At 65.8% G+C, this 16,450-nt stretch carries 16 protein-coding genes and 1 pseudogene; 8 read left to right on the top strand and 9 right to left on the bottom strand.

Annotation, left to right across the window (positions count from 1 at the left end; all coding sequences use genetic code 11):
* Positions 1–107 precede the first annotated feature (107 nt).
* The 3 genes from ACXJY8_RS22480 to ACXJY8_RS22470 form a co-directional block, all read right to left on the bottom strand.
* Positions 108–1,946 (bottom strand): hypothetical protein, encoded by a 1,839-nt coding sequence (locus ACXJY8_RS22480; protein WP_463774027.1) that lies wholly within the window; start codon positions 1,944–1,946, stop codon positions 108–110.
* Between the two features lie 66 nt (positions 1,947–2,012).
* Complete coding sequence (locus ACXJY8_RS22475) at positions 2,013–2,303, bottom strand: hypothetical protein (protein ID WP_463774023.1); 291 nt, start codon at positions 2,301–2,303, stop codon at positions 2,013–2,015.
* Between the two features lie 262 nt (positions 2,304–2,565).
* A complete protein-coding gene (locus ACXJY8_RS22470) occupies positions 2,566–2,973 on the bottom strand; it encodes a CBS domain-containing protein (RefSeq protein WP_463774019.1) in 408 nt (135 codons plus the stop codon).
* Between the two features lie 737 nt (positions 2,974–3,710).
* Between ACXJY8_RS22470 and oxlT the strand changes: the two genes are divergently transcribed.
* The 3 genes and pseudogenes from oxlT to ACXJY8_RS22455 all read left to right on the top strand — a co-directional run bounded on the left by oxlT (position 3,711) and on the right by ACXJY8_RS22455 (position 6,971).
* Positions 3,711–5,027, top strand: a complete 1,317-nt coding sequence (gene oxlT, locus ACXJY8_RS22465; RefSeq protein WP_463774016.1) for an oxalate/formate MFS antiporter — start codon at positions 3,711–3,713, stop codon at positions 5,025–5,027.
* 101 nt (positions 5,028–5,128) lie between these two features.
* Entirely contained in the window at positions 5,129–5,458 is a 330-nt protein-coding gene (locus ACXJY8_RS22460) for a hypothetical protein (protein WP_463774013.1), read from the top strand.
* A gap of 343 nt (positions 5,459–5,801) precedes the next feature.
* Positions 5,802–6,971: pseudogene (locus ACXJY8_RS22455) on the top strand (IS3 family transposase).
* A gap of 16 nt (positions 6,972–6,987) precedes the next feature.
* On the opposite strand, the gene ACXJY8_RS22450 reads toward ACXJY8_RS22455, so the two are convergent.
* The 3 genes from ACXJY8_RS22450 to ACXJY8_RS22440 all read right to left on the bottom strand — a co-directional run bounded on the left by ACXJY8_RS22450 (position 6,988) and on the right by ACXJY8_RS22440 (position 10,482).
* A protein-coding gene (locus ACXJY8_RS22450) for an IS630 family transposase (RefSeq protein WP_463774011.1) occupies positions 6,988–8,045 on the bottom strand; the annotation gives its coding sequence in 2 pieces (ribosomal slippage) (positions 6,988–7,553 and positions 7,553–8,045; 1,059 coding nt in all).
* A gap of 635 nt (positions 8,046–8,680) precedes the next feature.
* The gene (frc, locus tag ACXJY8_RS22445; RefSeq protein ID WP_463774009.1) at positions 8,681–9,931 is read right to left on the bottom strand and encodes a formyl-CoA transferase; all 1,251 of its coding nucleotides are present in this window, start codon (positions 9,929–9,931) and stop codon (positions 8,681–8,683) included.
* A gap of 122 nt (positions 9,932–10,053) precedes the next feature.
* The gene (locus ACXJY8_RS22440; protein ID WP_463774007.1) at positions 10,054–10,482 is read right to left on the bottom strand and encodes a PAS domain-containing protein; all 429 of its coding nucleotides are present in this window, start codon (positions 10,480–10,482) and stop codon (positions 10,054–10,056) included.
* A 334-nt stretch (positions 10,483–10,816) separates the two neighbouring features.
* On the opposite strand from ACXJY8_RS22440, the gene ACXJY8_RS22435 reads away from it, so the two are divergent.
* The 4 genes from ACXJY8_RS22435 to ACXJY8_RS22420 all read left to right on the top strand — a co-directional run bounded on the left by ACXJY8_RS22435 (position 10,817) and on the right by ACXJY8_RS22420 (position 13,307).
* Positions 10,817–11,260 carry an OsmC family protein gene (locus tag ACXJY8_RS22435; RefSeq protein WP_463774003.1) on the top strand — a complete coding sequence of 148 codons (444 nt, stop codon included), beginning with the start codon at positions 10,817–10,819 and terminating at the stop codon, positions 11,258–11,260.
* A gap of 31 nt (positions 11,261–11,291) precedes the next feature.
* Positions 11,292–11,687, top strand: coding sequence for a YybH family protein (locus ACXJY8_RS22430; protein ID WP_463774001.1), 396 nt, complete (start codon positions 11,292–11,294; stop codon positions 11,685–11,687).
* A 38-nt stretch (positions 11,688–11,725) separates the two neighbouring features.
* Positions 11,726–12,430 carry an alpha/beta hydrolase gene (locus ACXJY8_RS22425; RefSeq protein ID WP_463773999.1) on the top strand — a complete coding sequence of 235 codons (705 nt, stop codon included), beginning with the start codon at positions 11,726–11,728 and terminating at the stop codon, positions 12,428–12,430.
* Between the two features lie 259 nt (positions 12,431–12,689).
* Complete coding sequence (locus tag ACXJY8_RS22420; protein WP_463773997.1) at positions 12,690–13,307, top strand: transglutaminase-like cysteine peptidase; 618 nt, start codon at positions 12,690–12,692, stop codon at positions 13,305–13,307.
* Positions 13,308–13,363: 56 nt separating this feature from the next.
* On the opposite strand, the gene ACXJY8_RS22415 is transcribed toward ACXJY8_RS22420, so the two are convergent.
* Entirely contained in the window at positions 13,364–14,116 is a 753-nt protein-coding gene (locus tag ACXJY8_RS22415) for a hypothetical protein (protein WP_463773993.1), read from the bottom strand.
* 385 nt (positions 14,117–14,501) lie between these two features.
* Here ACXJY8_RS22415 and ACXJY8_RS22410 point away from each other — a divergent pair, with 385 nt between their 5' ends.
* Positions 14,502–14,870, top strand: a complete 369-nt coding sequence (locus ACXJY8_RS22410; RefSeq protein WP_463773981.1) for a hypothetical protein — start codon at positions 14,502–14,504, stop codon at positions 14,868–14,870.
* A gap of 120 nt (positions 14,871–14,990) precedes the next feature.
* Here ACXJY8_RS22410 and ACXJY8_RS22405 read toward each other — a convergent pair whose 3' ends face one another.
* A complete protein-coding gene (locus ACXJY8_RS22405; protein ID WP_463773979.1) occupies positions 14,991–15,425 on the bottom strand; it encodes a hypothetical protein in 435 nt (144 codons plus the stop codon).
* A 136-nt stretch (positions 15,426–15,561) separates the two neighbouring features.
* Positions 15,562–15,804, bottom strand: a complete 243-nt coding sequence (locus ACXJY8_RS22400; RefSeq protein ID WP_463773977.1) for a hypothetical protein — start codon at positions 15,802–15,804, stop codon at positions 15,562–15,564.
* Positions 15,805–16,450: the final 646 nt, after the last annotated feature.

Below are 16,450 nucleotides of genomic sequence, written 5' to 3'. Positions count from 1 at the left end.
GACGGTCTCCTAACCTCATATTGCAGCGCAATCGTTTCATGTTGCATCGCAAATGGACAGGTGGTGCCCGGGGATTTTTTGCTGGTTTCCTGCAATCGTGAACAGCGTCAGGCCTGTGCATCATCCGCAGGCGCTCCGCCCCAGGCCCCGAGGGTGCACGCTCCGTTCACGCACAGCACCTCGCCGGCATCCTGGGTCGCGTCCGCTGGCCGAATCGCCCCGAGGGCCGTCAGCACTCGATGCACCGCCGGGGCCGCGTCGGCGAGATCCGGGTCGAGGCTGGTCAGGCGTCCATTCTCGAGGCGGGCATGGACCCGCCCGGTGACGTGGTCGGCAAAGCGAACAGTGGTCATGCGACGCAGGCAGTCCCGCAGGAAGCGCATCTCGCCCGGCGCCTCGCGTGGCGGGACGCCGACATAGACCGCTTCGGGATCGTGCGCATGGATGTTGATGGTGCGGAAGCGATCGATGTCGAGCAGGACCTGCACGTCGAGGATGTTCATGACGCCATTCGCCCCGAAGGCGATGGTGCGGGGACGCTGTCCCTCGGGGACACTGTTGTCCAGGAACTCGAAATGGACCTCCTTGTCGGGCCGCAGCACCCAGGTGAAGAACAGGCGCGGCATGCCGGTGAAGGCTTCGACATTGTGTGCGAGCAGATCCTCCACCGCTTTGTAGCGGCCGAATTGCTGTCCGCGCTTCCAGGCCCGCTCGACCGTAGCGTCCGGCGGCGTGATCATGAACTGCATGTAGATCTGCCGGCCAAAGCGGGTGAGGAGCTGACTTCCCATCTCGGTCCCGGGATTGACCGCGAAGCTGTCGAAGCGGAATCGGTCGATGAGGAGATGGGAGATCCGCCCGGCATCCGCCTTATGCGCCATGTAGCCGTCGAGCTTGCGGTCGATGATTTCGACCTCGTGCCCGGTAAGGGGCCCGGCATAGCGCCGAGCCGACCCGAGGCTGTCGTAGTCGAGCAGGAACTTGCGCCAGACATCCGGCGTGATCAGCGCGAAGTCCGACCAATCGAGCCCCAGCGCCTCGACCAGGGCACGCTGATAGGGCCGGATCGTACTCTTGCCGGAGGCGGAGGAGCCCTTCACGTTCAGGATCACCGGAGCATCCTGCGGCTTTAGGCGCACGTAGCCGTGCCGTGCCACCACCGCCTGCATCCAGGGCTCGATCATCTCGCCGAGGACCCGGCTGCCGTGGCCGTTCGACACGAGCGTGCCGGCGAGCCCGCGCAGGAGCACCCGGTCGCGGATAAGGAATCCGCGCCGGCCGATCAGGCTCGCGACGACGCAGCGAAGCGCCGCGCAAGCCGCGACGGCGAGAGCATCATCCGACGCCACGGCCCGCGCGTGCCAGGCATCGAGGTGATGTTCGGCCCGGCGCGCCGGGTCCCAGCGTTCGGGCGCCGAATCCGGGAGGGACGCGTCCGCGGGCCGGCGGCGCCGCGGCCACAGGCGACCCCAGAACACTTGCTGCGGCGCCGCCGCGTCGGAGCGACGCTCGTCCAACAGCGCGGCGATCTCGGTGTCCAGAAGCGCTGCGGCAGCGGCGCGGATCTGCGTGTGGCGGGCGGCGATCTCCTGGATATGGTCGGCAATGCCTTCGCGCAGGATGGCGGAGACGATCGCGCGGAAGTTCACGCCGAGATCGCCGTAGGTCAGTCCCATGGGAACGGAGAGATCCGCCATCACGCGGATCAGAACCTCATGGACCACCAGCCGATCAGACCGGAAACGGACGACTTGAGTCAGCGGTAAGCCGCTGACATCGCTCATCTCATGGGCGTCGGCGAGGGTAGTCTCGACGTTCTCGGCGCGAAAGACCGTGGCGAGGGGCAGGACCGCACGCGGCAGACTCGACTCGATGCCAGGATTCCAGGGCCCATAGCCGCCCGCATCGGCGGCCTGTCGAAGATCTGCCAGGGCACGGCCAGTCATGCCGAAGCACTCCGCATTGACCGGGCCGCAAAAGTCCTCTTCCGGATGCCCGCTGGACGCGTTCGCTCAGGCGGCCTGGGGTTCCTCGATCGTCTCGAGGCGAAGCTGGTACTGGTCGCCCCAAAGATCGGCCGCCTTCTGGTACCAAGCCGCATCGAAGTACTTGCGACAGCAGAATTCACTGGTCCAGATGCAGACGGCGATCAGGCGGCCATCAACCACCTTCACATGACGGCTGATCAGCCCGCTCGTAATCCCCGTCGAGGGGCACATGTCGATGCTGGTCATCCCGTAGCTATTCTCGCCGCTGAAGATCACTGGGCAGTCGAGGATTGCTAGGAAACGCATGGGGTTCATTCCTTCAACTCCGTCACCACGGGCGGCGCCCCGCCATAGCTACGAGCGGGGATGGGCGCCGGCTCGTTTGAGCCAGCCTTGCCCCCACTCAACATCAAGGGGGGCGAGAACCTCGATGCAAACGCCTTCCGCGCCGAGGCAGTGCAACGCGAAAGGTTCTACGCCTAACATGTGCACGCTTTGCTATCGAGATCTCGGTGCAGTACGGAAGAAAGCGAATTTTTCCAAGACCGCCGGTACAAATCTTTAGAGAAATCCTTCATCAGGCAGCCGATGCGTGCGGAGACTCCGCGAGACAATCCCAGATACTCTGAACCGAGTGCAAACTGAGCCCATCCATGATAGCGATGTGATTGGTCTTGTGCTCACAGAACAACTGCAATCGGTCCGCTGGCGGGGTTCGGACATCAGCCGTCACGAATTCCGGCGTGGTCAGCATCCACACGAGGCTATCGAGGACCTCCGAGCCGCCATCGGTCATGGCACGGAAGATCTCTCTCTCCGTGAGTATTCCAATAAATGAACCGGTCTCGTCGCAGGCTCCATCGACGACGATCAAAGCATCGACATCCGACGCAGAAAGAACGCGCATCGCCTCGCGCACTGAACGATTCATACGGATGTAGCGCACGCGAGAGGCTTCACTGCCAGGCTTCTGGCTCGCGCTCATAGCGCCGTTCCTCCAGATTGCGACATCTTCTTAGGGAAGAGTTGGTATACAGAATTTCAGGTGTCAATGCCCATTCTGAATTATCGTGCAAACATGTGAAACAGATCCGCCGGATTGTCGTTTCGGACTGCCGCGGACGGCCGGGACGAAATCCTCAGGTAATCCAGCAACGCCACAGATTTTGTTCAGGTTGATGCTGCAACGCAACAACGCGTGCTCTGGATATCCGGTCGGAACTACAACCACGACGATAATCTGCTCTCATCGGGCAGGATGACCGACACGGCACAAGCGCTGCCAAATTTGCATTATCCGTCATTTTATGAAGGATCCTCGCCGCCTAACACCCGCTGAATAAGTTCGAATCCACTCCGGGCCTACGTCATCCTCTGGCTGGAACGCTCCGCAAGCGGGGAACACGTTTAGGTATGGTCGAGGCCCATTGTTTATTACGCTCAGACCTTCGATCGAACTCATAATCCGACTGAACGACCGCTTGGAGTGCCTGGCGGGGGACTATCTGCCTAGGAAGTATCGCTGGCATCTGCCCAACACGCTGCACTGCAGAATATATTTCTTAGCAACCAACCCTTGACGATCAGTTCGACGCGAGAGAGGCTGGTATTCCACATACCAAGCCGGCGATAAGTTTGGCGATCAACGGCCCCTAAGTGCAGAATCGGACGCAGAGCCGACCGTGCATCTCGTTCCAGCAAGAGCCTACCGGAGGAAAAGCTATGTCGAGGGCGGACACCACAACCGAGCGCGTATCCGACAGTTATCGATGGGGACAGCTCGTCATCGGCGTCATCTGCATGGTGATGATTGCCAACCTGCAATACGGATGGACATTTTTCGTCCCCGACATTCAGAAGAAGTTCGGTTTCGATCGCGCCGCGATTCAATGGGCCTTCACGCTTTTCGTGTTGTTCGAGACGTGGCTGGTGCCGGTTGAAGGTTGGTTCGTCGACAAATACGGCCCACGGGTAGTGGTGCTGTTCGGCGGCGTGCTCTGCGGCATCGGCTGGGTGATCAACTCCTACGCCAGCACCCTGAACATGTTCTATCTTGGCCAAGTCATCGCCGGCATTGGCGCAGGCGCGGTCTACGGCACTTGTGTCGGCAGCGCCCTGAAGTGGTTTCCGGACAAGCGCGGCCTAGCTGCAGGCATCATCGCCGCGGGCTTCGGCGCTGGCTCGGCCCTCACCGTCGCGCCGATCCAGTGGATGATCGCCGATCACGGTTTCCAGGCCGCGTTCTTCAATTTCGGCATCGGCCAGGGTCTCGTTGTCGCCGTGCTGGCGTTCTTCTTTACCTCACCGAAGAAGGGCCAGGTCCCGGATGCCGCCGTCAACGCCAATGTGATCCAGACCCGGCGCAACTACACCCCGGGTGAAGTCGCCCGGCAGCCGATCTTCTGGCTGATGTACTTCATGTTCGTCATCGTCGGCGCCGGCGGCCTGATGATCACCGCCAACCTGAAGCCGATCGCTGCCGATATCGGCGTCGACAAGGTGCCGGTGACCATCATGGGCATCACCATGGTCGCCATCACCTTTGCAGCCACTATTGATCGCGTCCTCAACGGCCTGACTCGTCCGTTCTTCGGCTGGGTCTCGGACAAGATCGGCCGCGAGAACACCATGTTCGTCGCCTTTGCCATGGAAGGCTTCGGTATCTACATGCTTTACCTCTGGGGCCATGACCCGCTGTGGTTCGTGCTGCTCTCGGGCTTCGTCTTCTTTGCCTGGGGCGAGATCTACTCTCTCTTCCCTTCGACCTGCACGGATACGTTCGGCACCAAGTTCGCTGCAACCAACGCGGGCCTGCTCTACACCGCGAAGGGCACCGCCGCGCTCCTGGTTCCGGTCGCGAACTACCTGCAGCAGGCGACCAACAGCTGGGATGGCGTGTTCCTGGTGGCCGCCGGCGCGAACATCCTCGCCTCGCTCCTCGCCATCGCGGTGCTGAAGCCCTGGCGCAAACGCGTCGTCGCGCAGGCTCTCGCCGTCTCCGACGAGGCCAAGCCGGCCCCGCGCATCATCACGGCCTGACCGCCTGACCCAAACGAGCCAGAATGACCCGCGGGGGCCGGACACAAAGTCCTGGCCCCCGCGCCCGTTTCAATTCCATCCGATCGCCCCGGAGATCTCCGATGCCCCCGATCTGGCGCCCGATGAGTACGGCTCCGCAATCCGTCGCGCGGGTCTGGCTCAATCACCTGACCCTCGGGCCGATTCTGGCCGAGGGCCGGCCCGGTCGCTGGTACGCCCCGAGCGCAGTTCGCCAGGTCTGGCGCTGGTACCGTTCAGCCGAGCCGGATGCCCTGGAGCCCTTCAGCGGATGGCTCCCCTACGAAGCGCTGACGGACCTTCCTTCTACGATGGGCACCGACACAGCGGCTCGTCCCACCGTCGATGACACGACTTGCCATATAGTTTCGGGCTTCGATCGCGCACGGATGAACACGGAAGGCCATCTTTGATGCCGATTTGGATCATCTCTGAGCAGAAAATCCGGTGATCGCAATACATGCCCCGAAGGGCGCGACAGCACCTTACGTGAGATGTAGCCATACGAGCTAACGTCTCGGCCGTGACCGTCAGAGGCACGGTCTTTCATCACCGTCTCCTACGACCGTTTTCCGGCCGGAAGCCGATTGAGACTTCTATGATGTCCAGTCGCTCCCCCCTACCGGTCGCGGTGACACCGGTCCAAACATGGCCTCCCAGCACCGAGGGACCGCGACCGCTCATGCGGTGGTGGCCTGCCCCCTGAAAAGTGGACCTCCCTGAGGTATGGCTTTGAGCCATGTGGAGGATGTCATCATGGGACGGAAGAAGCATACGGCTGAAGAGATTGTTGCCAAGCTGCGCCAAGTTGATGTTCTGGTCTCGCAAGGTCGCAAGGTTGCCGAAGCAATCCGCTCCATTGAGGTCACCGAGGTCACGTATTACCGCTGGCGTTCCGAGTACGGCGGCCTGAAGGGTGACCAGGTCAAGCGGTTGAGGTCCCTGGAGACCGAGAACCAGCGCCTTCGTCGGGCGATCTGGGATCTGACCTTGGAGAAGCTGATCCTGAAGGAGGCGGCCTCGGGAAACTCCTGAGCCCGGCTCGCCGCCGGGCGTGTGTCGACGACGTCGTGGCCGAGCATGGCGTATCGGAACGCTTCGCCTGTCGTGTTCTGGGCCAGCATCGTTCGACCCAACGCAAGGCCGCCGTGGCGGTCGAGGACGAGGCCGCTCTGACGGCTGCGATCGTCGCATTGGCCGTCCAGTCCGGGCGCTACGGCTACCGTTGGATCACGGCCTTGCTCCGGCGTGACGGCTGAACGGTGAACGTGAAGCGGGTCAAACGGATCTGGCGCCGCCAGGGGGCTCAAGGTTCCCGCTCGTCAGCCGAAACGGGCACGCCTTTGGCTCAACGACGGCGCCTGCCTGCGACTACGGCCCGAGCGGCCTGACCACGTCTGGTCCTACGACTTCGTCGAGCACCGCACGCACAACGGACGCAAGTCCCAGATGCTGAACGTCATCGACGAGTTCACCCGCGAGTGCCTGGCGATCCGGGTCGCCCGTAAGCTGAAGGCGCTGGACGTGATCGACGTGCTCTCGGATCTGTTCAGTTTGCGCGGGGGGCCCGGTCATATCCGTTCGGACAATGGTCCGGAGTTCATTGCCAAGGCCGTCCAGGACTGGATCGCGGCGGTTGGATCGACGACCGCCTACATCGAACCGGGCAGTCCGTGGGAGAACGGGTATTGCGAGAGCTTCAACGCGAAGCTGCGCGACGAACTCCTCAACGGCGAGGTGTTCTACACCCTGAAAGAGGCCAGCGTCGTGATCGAGCAATGGCGGCGGCACTACAATAGCATCCGACCGCACTCGTCGCTCGGCTACCTCCCGCCTGCACCGGAGGTCGTTATCTGGCCAACGGAACCGAGCAGCTCAGCGCCGCTGGCACAACCCCCCATCGTCACGCGACCGACGATGCACTAATACCAATTCTCATTGATCAGAACCCATAGGCCCATTCGCGGCGTCCGATCGACATGATGCGCCCGGGTCGGTCGATGAGGGTGTTCCAGGCGTGGCAGCAGTGGTCGAGGATGTCGGCGTAGGATGCGAAGGTTCGATTGCCGAGCCAGTTGTCGCGCATGAACTGCCAGAGGTTCTCGACCGGGTTGAGTTCGGGGGAACGGGCCGGCAACGGCAGCAGGGTGATGTTGCCGGGCACTGCGAGGTTCTTCGTCGTGTGCCAGCCGGCCTGATCAAGCAGCAGGACGGCGTGCGCACCAGGGGCGACGGCCTGGGCGATCTCTTCGAGGTGCAGGGCCATCGCCTCGGTGGTGCAGCGGGGCATGACGAGACCGGCGCCCGTTCCCCGTGCCGGGCAGATGGCGCCGAAGATGTAGGCGGAGGCGGTGCGCTGGTCCTTCGGGGCTGAGGGGCGCGTGCCGCGCTTGGTCCAGCGCCGGGTGATCGTGTTCTTCTGGCCGACCCGAGCCTCGTCGGCGAACCAGACCTCTATCGGCTTGCCGCCGACGGCCCGCGCGATCTCCGCCATGCGGGCGGGGAAGGCTTTTTAAAAGCGGGGATCGCGTCCGGAGCTTGAGCGTGATGGCGCGGACGGGCCGAGAGTTTGCGGTAACCCATCCCCCGCAAGACCCGGCTCAGGGTCTGCTCGGACACCGACACGCCGTGATCCTCGCACAGGATCTGGGCCAGATCGCACAAGCGCCAACGCACTACCCCGTGGGTGGCCGGCATCGGCCCCTGCTCGACCAGGGTACGCAGCACCTCCCGCTGCTCGATGCTCAGGCGCGGGCGGGCGCCAGGGGCCTTGCCGCCGATCAGCCCGTCCGGACCGTGCGCGTTGAACGCCACCACCCAGTCCCGCACCGTCTGCAGCCCGACCCCGCCAAGCGCGGCAGCGGTCGAGCGTGAGCCGCCCGCGTAGATCGCCGACAAAGCCAGCAGGCGCCGGGTCTGGGCAGGATCGCGCGCGGCCTTGGCCAAGGCGCGCAGGCCCTCGGCGTCGAAGTCCCGCCGCAGCAGCACCGGAGCAGACATGACATCCTCCTCAGGCTCCAAACCCGAAGACAGAATCACCACTCAACCCGGGAGGCTACCCCGTGAGTCCCGATCAATGAGGGTTGGTATAACTTCGAACCTGGGCCACAGAATAGGGGCAGGCCAGTGGCATTCCGCGTGCGCGACATGATTTCCACGCGCTTCGGCACAAGGACGATTGGCGGGTACAGCGGTCGCGCCCCGGACTTCGGTGCGCATTGAAGGAAGGCTGGATTTCTTCCTTGTGGCGCCCATTGATGCAGACATGCTGATCCTCACGGAGCGGGATTGGCACGTCAACGTTATGATTTGCGTCTCAGAGCAGGACCTTCGGCTCACGATCACGGGGGCCATCGTCGCGCCCAATGCCCTCGGGCGCTTCTAAATGCTTCCAGTGGCGCCCATTCATAGGCTGATCGTTCGCCACGATCTTAGGAGCGCCGGACGCAGACTTCAGGACACAGCCCCAGCCCCACGGCCTGTAACGATCGTAGATTGAGGCAGAGGATCGACCTCGCCGGCGGATACACCGAAGTTCCACGCCCCAAACGAAAAGAGACGGCGCACCTTTCGGCGCGCCGTCTAACGGTTCGTTCTCAGCCGCCCCAAGGGGCGGCTGGCCACCTCTCGCTGCCTCAGACGGCGCGAGCCTGGTGGAGTTGCTCGATCTGCTGCTGGGTGTAACCGAGGTCGAGCAGGACCTCGTCGGTGTGCTCGCCGAGCAACGGCGAAGCCTTCACCTCGACCTGCATGTCGGAGAATTTGATCGGGCTTCCGACGGTCAGGTACGAGCCGAGCTTCGGGTGCGGCACCTCGACCACGGTGCCGCTGGCACGCAGCGACGGATCGTTGGCGATCTCCTTCATCGACAGCACCGGCGAGCACGGGATGTCGAACTTGCGCAGGATGTCGACAGCCTCGAACTTGGTCTTGTCGGCGAGCCAGGCCTCGATCGTGCCGAAGATATCCATGATCTTGTCCTGGCGGGCCCGGGCGGTGTTGTAGGCCGGATCGTCGATCCACTCCTCCTTGCCGATCGCCTTGCAGATCGGAGCCCAGGCATGGCCCTGGATCGTGAAGTAGATGTAGGCGTTCGGGTCGGTCTCCCAGCCCTTACACTTCAACACCCAGCCCGGCTGGCCGCCGCCGCCCGCATTGCCGCCGCGCGGCACCACGTCCGAGAACTCGCCGTGCGGATACTGCGGGTATTCCTCGAGGTATCCCAGGGCGTCGAGACGCTGCTGGTCGCGCAGCTTCACCCGGCAGAGGTTGAGCACCGAATCCTGCATCGAGACGGCGACCTTCTGGCCCTTGCCGGTCTTGTTCTTCTGGTGGAGCGCGGTAAGGATGCCGATGGCGAGGTGCATGCCGGTGTTCGAGTCACCGAGGGCGGCGGCGCTGACGGTGGGCGGGCCATCCCAGAAACCGGTCGTGGAGGCCGCGCCGCCGGCGCACTGCGCCACGTTCTCGTAGACCTTCAAATCCTCGTAGTGGTGGCCGTCCGAGAAACCCTTCACCGAGGCGAGGATCATGCCCGGGTTGAGTTCCTGGATGCGCGACCAGGAGAAGCCCATGCGGTCGAGGGCGCCGGGGCCGAAGTTCTCGACCATGACGTCGGACTGCTTGATCAGGTTCTCCAGGACTTCCTTGCCCTCGGGGGTCTTGGTGTCGAGCGTCAGAGAGCGCTTGTTGGAGTTAAGCATCGTGAAGTAGAGCGCATCAGCATCCTCGACGTGGCGAAGCTGTGTACGGGTCACGTCGCCGGCCCCAGGGCGCTCCACCTTGATCACGTCGGCGCCGAACCAGGCCAGAAGCTGCGTGCAGGCCGGGCCCGCCTGGACGTGGGTGAAATCGATGATCTTGATACCCTCGAGCGGCTTGCTCATCGTGGCGTTCTCCCTGTTGGCTTAAACGATGGTCGGAGTTCAAGGCTTGCCCGGTCGATCCGGGTTCTGGGTTGGCCGGGCTCCAGTCGTGAGGAGTCCCGGCGTTGTGTCGCGCGTCCCCCTCAGGCGACGCGGGATTCGAGGTCTGCCAGACGGCGGCGCAGTTCGCGCTCGTCGTTCCAGCGCTGGGTTTCGTCGCGGATGATCGCGGCGATGCCCGTGACGGCATTGTCGGGTCCGTGGATCAGCCCGACGGTGAACGCGATCGAGAGCGTGTGACCATCCTTGTGAATGGCCGGTACGCGCAGGACGTCGGCGCCGTACTTGGTCACCCCCGTCTGCATGGTCTTGGCGTAGCCCTCCCAGTGGCGCCGGCGCTGTCGCTCCGGCGTGATGAGATCGAGTGGCTGACCGATCGCCTCCTCAGCCGCGTAGCCGAAGATCCGCGTCGCAGCAGGATTCCAGACAGTGATCGCACCACACGGGTCCGACACCACGACGGCATCGCCGGCCGCCGCCACCAGCGCGGCAAAATCGATCGGGCTCGTCATGCGCTGACCCCCATTCCCCCTGTCCGCGTTGCGGATGTCGTCTCCGCCTTGCGCCTCACCGATTCTGTGGGCTCGAACCTCGGGCGGGACGGTAATCATCCATCGGCATGGAACGCTCCTCTCCTGATCCGTCGGGCGTGAAGCCGTCCGGTGGCGTTGCGAGGACTTGATTTTTTCAGTATCTCAATCGTTGGTATTTGGTATGCCAACGGGGATAAGGTGTCAAATCGCGGAGGCGTCGTCAACCGGTCGTGGGAGCTCGAGCCGCGGTGACGGCGTTCTCGAACCAAACCGGTACGTCGCGGGCAAAGAGAACCGCCAGGGGAGAGCGGCCATGGGTCCAGGCCCGAGCATCACGATCACCCAGATCGAGGGCTACAAGTTCGCGATCGATTTCGGTGGAATCCTGCCCCATCTGGTGGTCGACGAAGCCGTTCCCATCGGCAACGGCGACGGCCCGTTTCCCGAACAGCTACTCGTCTCGTCGGTCACGAATTGCCTCTGCGCCAGCCTCGTCTTCGCCCTTGGCAAATACAAGCAGGAGGCCAACGGCATCCGGGCCGAGGCGCACTGCGAGGTCACCCGCAACGCCGAGAACCGTCTGCGCATCACCGGTATCACGGTCTCGATCAGCCTCGGGGCGACCGCCGACGCCGTACCGCGCATCGATCGGGTACTGGAGCAGTTCCAGCGCTTCTGCACCGTCTCCGAAAGTGTTCAGGCCGGAATCCCCGTGTCGGTCTCGGTGCGCGACGGCGCCGGCACGCTTCTGACCTGAACTTCCCAGCGTCTTCCAGGAAGGATTCGCCATGACGACACCGCCCCCCGCGTCCAGAGACAGCGCAGCACTTGCCCACGAGCCTGAAGACCTTGCCCGTCTCTTCAACGAACGCGCCAATGCGGGCGACGTGGACGGTCTCGTCGCCCTCTACGAGAGCGAGGCGGTGCTGGCCGCCGGCAAGGTCGTGGCCACCGGTCACGCCGAAATCCGGCAGTTCTATGCCGACCTCCTGGCCCGCAAGTCAGATTTCCCCGCCGCCGAGACCCTGCCGGCGATCAGAAACGGCGATCTCGCCATGACGTTCGCGCGGCTGCCGAACGGGACGATCTCCGCCGAGACCGCGCGGCGTCAGGCGGATGGCGGATGGCGCTGGCTCATCGACCAGCTGAAGATCAAGCCGCTTCCGGCGGACAAGACCGGCTGACGGCGCCCACCGATGCTCCCGAGACGCAGGTTCCCCGCATGATCGATCCCCGCCTCGCCGGCCGGCTCGCCTTCGCGCACCGCCTCCCCACGAAGGCCCCCCTGCCCCCGGGCCGCCACGGCCTCGGCCTGTTCGCCGAGCGCGATGCGATCCTCGTGGTGCCGGAGGGGATCGACCCGCGCCGGCCGACGCCCCTCGTCGTGCTGTTCCACGGCGGCGGCGGCAGCGCGGAGAAAATTCTGCCGATGCTGGAGGCACATGCGCAGGCCCGGGGGTTCCTGCTGCTGGCGCCCCAGTCGGTGTTTCCCACCTGGGACCTCGTGATCGGAGGCCACGGCCCCGACCGCGAGCGCGTCGACGAGGCGCTGGCCGAGGTCAGCAGCCGCTACCTCCTGGATCCGACACACCTGATCTTCGCGGGCCATTCCGATGGCGGCAGCTACACGCTCTCCCTCGGCCTCGCCAACGGGCACGTGGTCACCCACCTCCTGGTTTCCTCCGCCGGCTTCCTCTCCGTCCACCTGCAATCGGGCGCGCCGCGCATCTTCCTGTCGCATGGCACGCGCGATGAACAGATCCCGGTCGACCGAAGTGCACGTGTCCACGTCACGCGATTGCGGGAGGCCGGCTACGACGTCACATCCGTGGAATACGACGGTCCGCACGCCTACGATCCGGCGGTCGTGGCGCGGGGCGTGGACTTCGTCCTGGCCGAGGCCGACCCGCCGGACGGCGCGGCCTGAACGCCGGGTCCGACCCAGACAACCCTCCTGAGGTCGCGCGCAGGCCGCCGCGCGGTCCCGGCGTTTCCTCGATCGTAACCCTGTTGGACGGTTCGGGCGTCGCGGCCGTCGGCGGCCGAAAGTTCTTAAGGGTCCGGACCTACGCTTCCCACTCGCATGGAGGGGGGACCGGTCGTCGCTCCACCGTGCCCGTCCGCCTCGGTGGAGATTGGGTTTGGCACGGCGTGGATCTTCGCTTCGATCGAGGCCGGCGGGCGGGGTGTCCGCGGCTCTGGTGCTCGTCAGTCTCGGGATCTTCGGCATCGGCGACGTCGCCGCCCGCCCGGAGAGGCCGGACGACGCGAGAGACCTTCCCAGGCCGGCGGGTTCGATCCACGCCGGGCGGCCGGCCTTCGCGCCCTTCGCCTACCTGCGGTTCTGCCAGCGGTCGCCCCGGGACTGCACGCCGGACGGACAGGATCAGCCCCTCGACCTCACGCCGGCGCGGCTTAAGGAACTGGCCTCCGTCAACGAGGCCGTGAATCAGCGGATCGCCCCCAAGGCCGGTCTCTCGGAGGCCGGGGCCTGGTCCCTGACGGCCCGCCAGGGGAACTGCAACACCTACGCGCTCCAGAAGCGGCACGAACTCCTCGAGCGCGGCTGGCCGATCGGGGCCTTGTCGCTGGCGGTCGTGGTCACGCCCGAGGGCGTCGGCCACCTCGTCCTCGTCGTCCGGCACGCCTCCGCCGACCTCGTCCTCGACAACCTCCACCCGGACATCCGGCCCTGGACGCAGACGGACTACCACTGGACCAAGATTCAGGCCGCCGGGAACCCGGACACCTGGCTCGAGGTGCCGGCCTCCGCCCGCCGCGTCGCGCTCGGCTACGCGCGCTAGCGCATCCGATCGGCGGCCCAGCCCCCGCCGAGGCGTCCATCACCGCGCCGCAGCGCTCAGAGCCAGGGCCGGTCGGGCTTGACCGCGACGCCCGGCATGCGGATTTCGACGCCGAGCCGCTTCAGCGCCTGCTGGAACTTGGTTTGCCAGAGCACCGACACGCCGGCCAACCGGGCGATGAGCAGCGCCTGCAGGGCCGGCTTCAGCGACAGGAACGTGGCCACGGATTCGTCGACGAAGCGGCCCTCGAGGAGTTCGACGAATTCGGCGACGGCGCGGTCGCGAAGGTCGGGCGGCATCGATCCGTAGCGCTGGAGGACGAGGCGGTTGCGCTGTGCCGCGATCCAGCCCTCCCGGGGCGCGAAGGCGTAGGAATTGCGCAGCTTCTGGAAGGTGGCCTCGCTCACGCCGGTGCTGTTCATCTCGATCCAGGCCAGGGTCAGCCAGCCGAGTCCATCGCGGGGATAGCAGGCCAGCAGGTTCCGGCTGCGCCGGTCGAGTTCCCACAGCTCGACGTCGATGCCGGCGATGTCGGCGCGCTGCATCAGCGCGCTGGCCAGTTGCGAGCGGACGATCAGCCAGTGGCGCATCCGGCGCCCCGCGCAGACGGGGGAAGCCTTGTCGCGCCGGTTGGCCTGCGCCCTCAGGGTCTCGAGGTCGAAATGGTGCCCCCGCAGGATCGACATCGCCGTCGAGGCGCCGTTGTCGGGCGCGAGGGCGACGGCCCGAAGCTGAAGGACGGCGCCCACGATCGCCGCCACGCAGAGGCAGCGGATGACGGCGGCGAGGCCAGCACCGGAGCTCATCATTCAGCGGCGCGCCCCAACCATGCCACTCTCGATAGTGAACAGGCCCGGCGACATCAAGCCGATGCGACCTCGGTCGGCATCGTCCCGCGGACCCGCCGTGGGGAATGCTGAAAAGCCGGTGCGGGGCCTCGGCGCGGGCGGGCGGAAACCGGTCCGTTTCCACGGCCGCCGGCAGCGGGCAGGACCGTATCGCGCCATCCGCGCCGGCAGCACCGCCCTGCCCCGCTCCGCCTTCGACGGCTGGCGGGGGTGAAGCCTTGCGATGGTGAAGCGTCTCGGGCGGACTTCGCCGGGACCGCCCCGGGCCGCTGATTTTAATCCGATATTTACGAGATTTCGCTTCAATGAAAGCAGACTAGCCGTGTTTGACTGAGGTGCCTGCGTGATGGAAGCCGCCCAAAAGCCTGTTCCCGTCGATTCGATCGATCAGGAGGCGGACCGTATCCGGAGCATCTTCAACACCTCGTTTCCGCATTCGAGCGACGACCTGAACCGCCTGATCCCGGAAAACTTCACCGGAACCCTGTCGCGGCGGAGCGATCCCGCCGCCCGGACGGAAGCCGACGAATTCGATTGGTCGATCACGCTGGCCAACATCGAGGCGATCGTCGACGCCAACAATGCCAGCCGGACCCTCGTCGCCGATGCCGAGCGGCGCGCGCAGATCGCCGAGGCCAAGGCCAAGGAGGCCATTCACTGGCTCCGTCTCCTGCACGAAGCCGTACTCCGGGGCATGCCGGGTCCCTCCGCCTAGGATAGCGGACCGCCGCCCCCGACCGACGGCCGCGCGGTGCCTCCGGTCGCTCCGTGAGGCGGCGTCGCGCGGGCGCGCCCGGCGCGTCCGGGGCCCGGGCTTGCGCACTCCGTCTTGGACCTACGCACCCGGATAGGGACCGTGGAACAGGTCCCCCATCGCCTTGCGGCGGAAAAGCGTGCGCCAGCGCCTGCGGCGATGCTCCGGGCGATCGTGGATCAGGTGGCAGCGCTGGCAGAAGGCGGCGAGGTTCCGGCCGGCATTGTTGGCCGTGTCGTGGTCGCGATGCGCCGTGGCCAGGACGACCCGGGTGGTGCACACCGTGCCGAGCAGGTCGTCGGTCCCGACGGCGACGGCGATGCGCCGGCCGGCACCGTCGCGCCAGGTGGCCGCATCCCCGTCCCACCAGCGCCCGTCGCCGAGATGACAGACGATCCGGCGATGCGGGCGCCCGCAACCCTCGCACCGCCCCCGCGCCCGCCGGAAACGGATCACCGCCGAGAGTTCGGGCCAGTCGATCGGGTAGAAGGCGCGGTCTTCGCGGCGAATCGGCATGGGCGCCTAGAAACCCGCCGGTCGCCGGGCTGGCAAGCCTCCGCCAAACCGGCAGACCTTCGAGCAGGCAGGCTTCCGGGGCAGGCAAGCCTTCGGGGCAGGCAAGCCTTTGGCGCCGGCGCAGCGCGCCCGGCCCTTATCCCGCGTGGCTCGACGGAGCCTGCCAGGCGACGCCGGGATGCTCGCGGACATCGCCGGGCGCAGTGCCGGTATCGGCATCGCTGGCCCAGCCGCTCGGCTCCGCGACCTCGAGGATCTCGTCCTCCGGATAGGCCGCCTCGAGGAACAGCCGGGCTTCACCCTCCGCCGCGGCTCGCACGGTCACCAGCGGCTTCGTCCCGCCGGCGGACCGGATCTTGGCGATGAACAGCTTCGTCATGTCGGCCTCCCGGGCGATCCTGCCCCTTCACAGAGGGCGGCATCGGCGAACAGCAAGGGATCGATCGCGCCTCCGGGACAGCGATGGCGATCCGTCGCGCGATTTCGCAGGGGTCTGCGCGGGCTCCTTCCGCCGTCGTGCTCCGGGCGACGGGGGCCTACACAATCCTGACGCGTATCGGGTGAAACGATGCGCCTGGAAGGGCGGATCGCCGAGGGAGGGCCGGACGATGCGGGACAGGCGATCTCACGCGCGGGCAGCGCAATTCGGAAGCGCGCATCCTGATCGATTTGTCCGGTTCGGTGCGCTGCGCCCTCCGCGATCGGTCGGAGGGCGGGGCGCGGCTGAAGGTCGTGGGCGTCCTAGGCATCCCCGACCGCTTCACGCGGCAGTTCGGCGCCGGGCACATTCCCGCGCGGGCCGCCTGGCGGAGTCCGGCCGCGGTCGGCGTCGCGTTCGAGGAGCGTCGAGCCGAAGAGCGTCGGCTCGAAGAGCGACCCGAAGAGCGGCGGCCCGGAGAGCGGCGCCATTGGGTCTCGCCGCGTCGGGTCTTCTCCCGCCGGGTCCGGACGGAGGGCTTGCCGCGGCGCCGCCCGCACCGCCGCATTTCCGATCGGGGTGCAACCACTCGCTAACGGTCCGGGCG

It is taken from the genome of Methylobacterium sp. TK31, from assembly GCF_055361545.1.
Note: the sequence above shows the minus strand (reverse complement) of the source record. Positions and strands in the feature narration are given on the sequence as shown.

What these genes read in the sequence shown, in the direction of transcription:
- ACXJY8_RS22415 (WP_463773993.1), bottom strand. Translation starts at nt 14,116, where the DNA reads ATGATGAGCTCCGGTGCTGGCCTCGCCGCCGTCATCCGCTGCCTCTGC.
- ACXJY8_RS22405 (WP_463773979.1), bottom strand. Translation starts at nt 15,425, where the DNA reads ATGCCGATTCGCCGCGAAGACCGCGCCTTCTACCCGATCGACTGGCCC.
- ACXJY8_RS22410 (WP_463773981.1), top strand. Translation starts at nt 14,502, where the DNA reads ATGGAAGCCGCCCAAAAGCCTGTTCCCGTCGATTCGATCGATCAGGAG.
- ACXJY8_RS22470 (WP_463774019.1), bottom strand. Translation starts at nt 2,973, where the DNA reads ATGAGCGCGAGCCAGAAGCCTGGCAGTGAAGCCTCTCGCGTGCGCTAC.
- ACXJY8_RS22480 (WP_463774027.1), bottom strand. Translation starts at nt 1,946, where the DNA reads ATGACTGGCCGTGCCCTGGCAGATCTTCGACAGGCCGCCGATGCGGGC.
- ACXJY8_RS22435 (WP_463774003.1), top strand. Translation starts at nt 10,817, where the DNA reads ATGGGTCCAGGCCCGAGCATCACGATCACCCAGATCGAGGGCTACAAG.
- oxlT (WP_463774016.1), top strand. Translation starts at nt 3,711, where the DNA reads ATGTCGAGGGCGGACACCACAACCGAGCGCGTATCCGACAGTTATCGA.
- ACXJY8_RS22440 (WP_463774007.1), bottom strand. Translation starts at nt 10,482, where the DNA reads ATGACGAGCCCGATCGATTTTGCCGCGCTGGTGGCGGCGGCCGGCGAT.
- ACXJY8_RS22475 (WP_463774023.1), bottom strand. Translation starts at nt 2,303, where the DNA reads ATGAACCCCATGCGTTTCCTAGCAATCCTCGACTGCCCAGTGATCTTC.
- ACXJY8_RS22460 (WP_463774013.1), top strand. Translation starts at nt 5,129, where the DNA reads ATGCCCCCGATCTGGCGCCCGATGAGTACGGCTCCGCAATCCGTCGCG.
- ACXJY8_RS22430 (WP_463774001.1), top strand. Translation starts at nt 11,292, where the DNA reads ATGACGACACCGCCCCCCGCGTCCAGAGACAGCGCAGCACTTGCCCAC.
- frc (WP_463774009.1), bottom strand. Translation starts at nt 9,931, where the DNA reads ATGAGCAAGCCGCTCGAGGGTATCAAGATCATCGATTTCACCCACGTC.
- ACXJY8_RS22425 (WP_463773999.1), top strand. Translation starts at nt 11,726, where the DNA reads ATGATCGATCCCCGCCTCGCCGGCCGGCTCGCCTTCGCGCACCGCCTC.
- ACXJY8_RS22400 (WP_463773977.1), bottom strand. Translation starts at nt 15,804, where the DNA reads ATGACGAAGCTGTTCATCGCCAAGATCCGGTCCGCCGGCGGGACGAAG.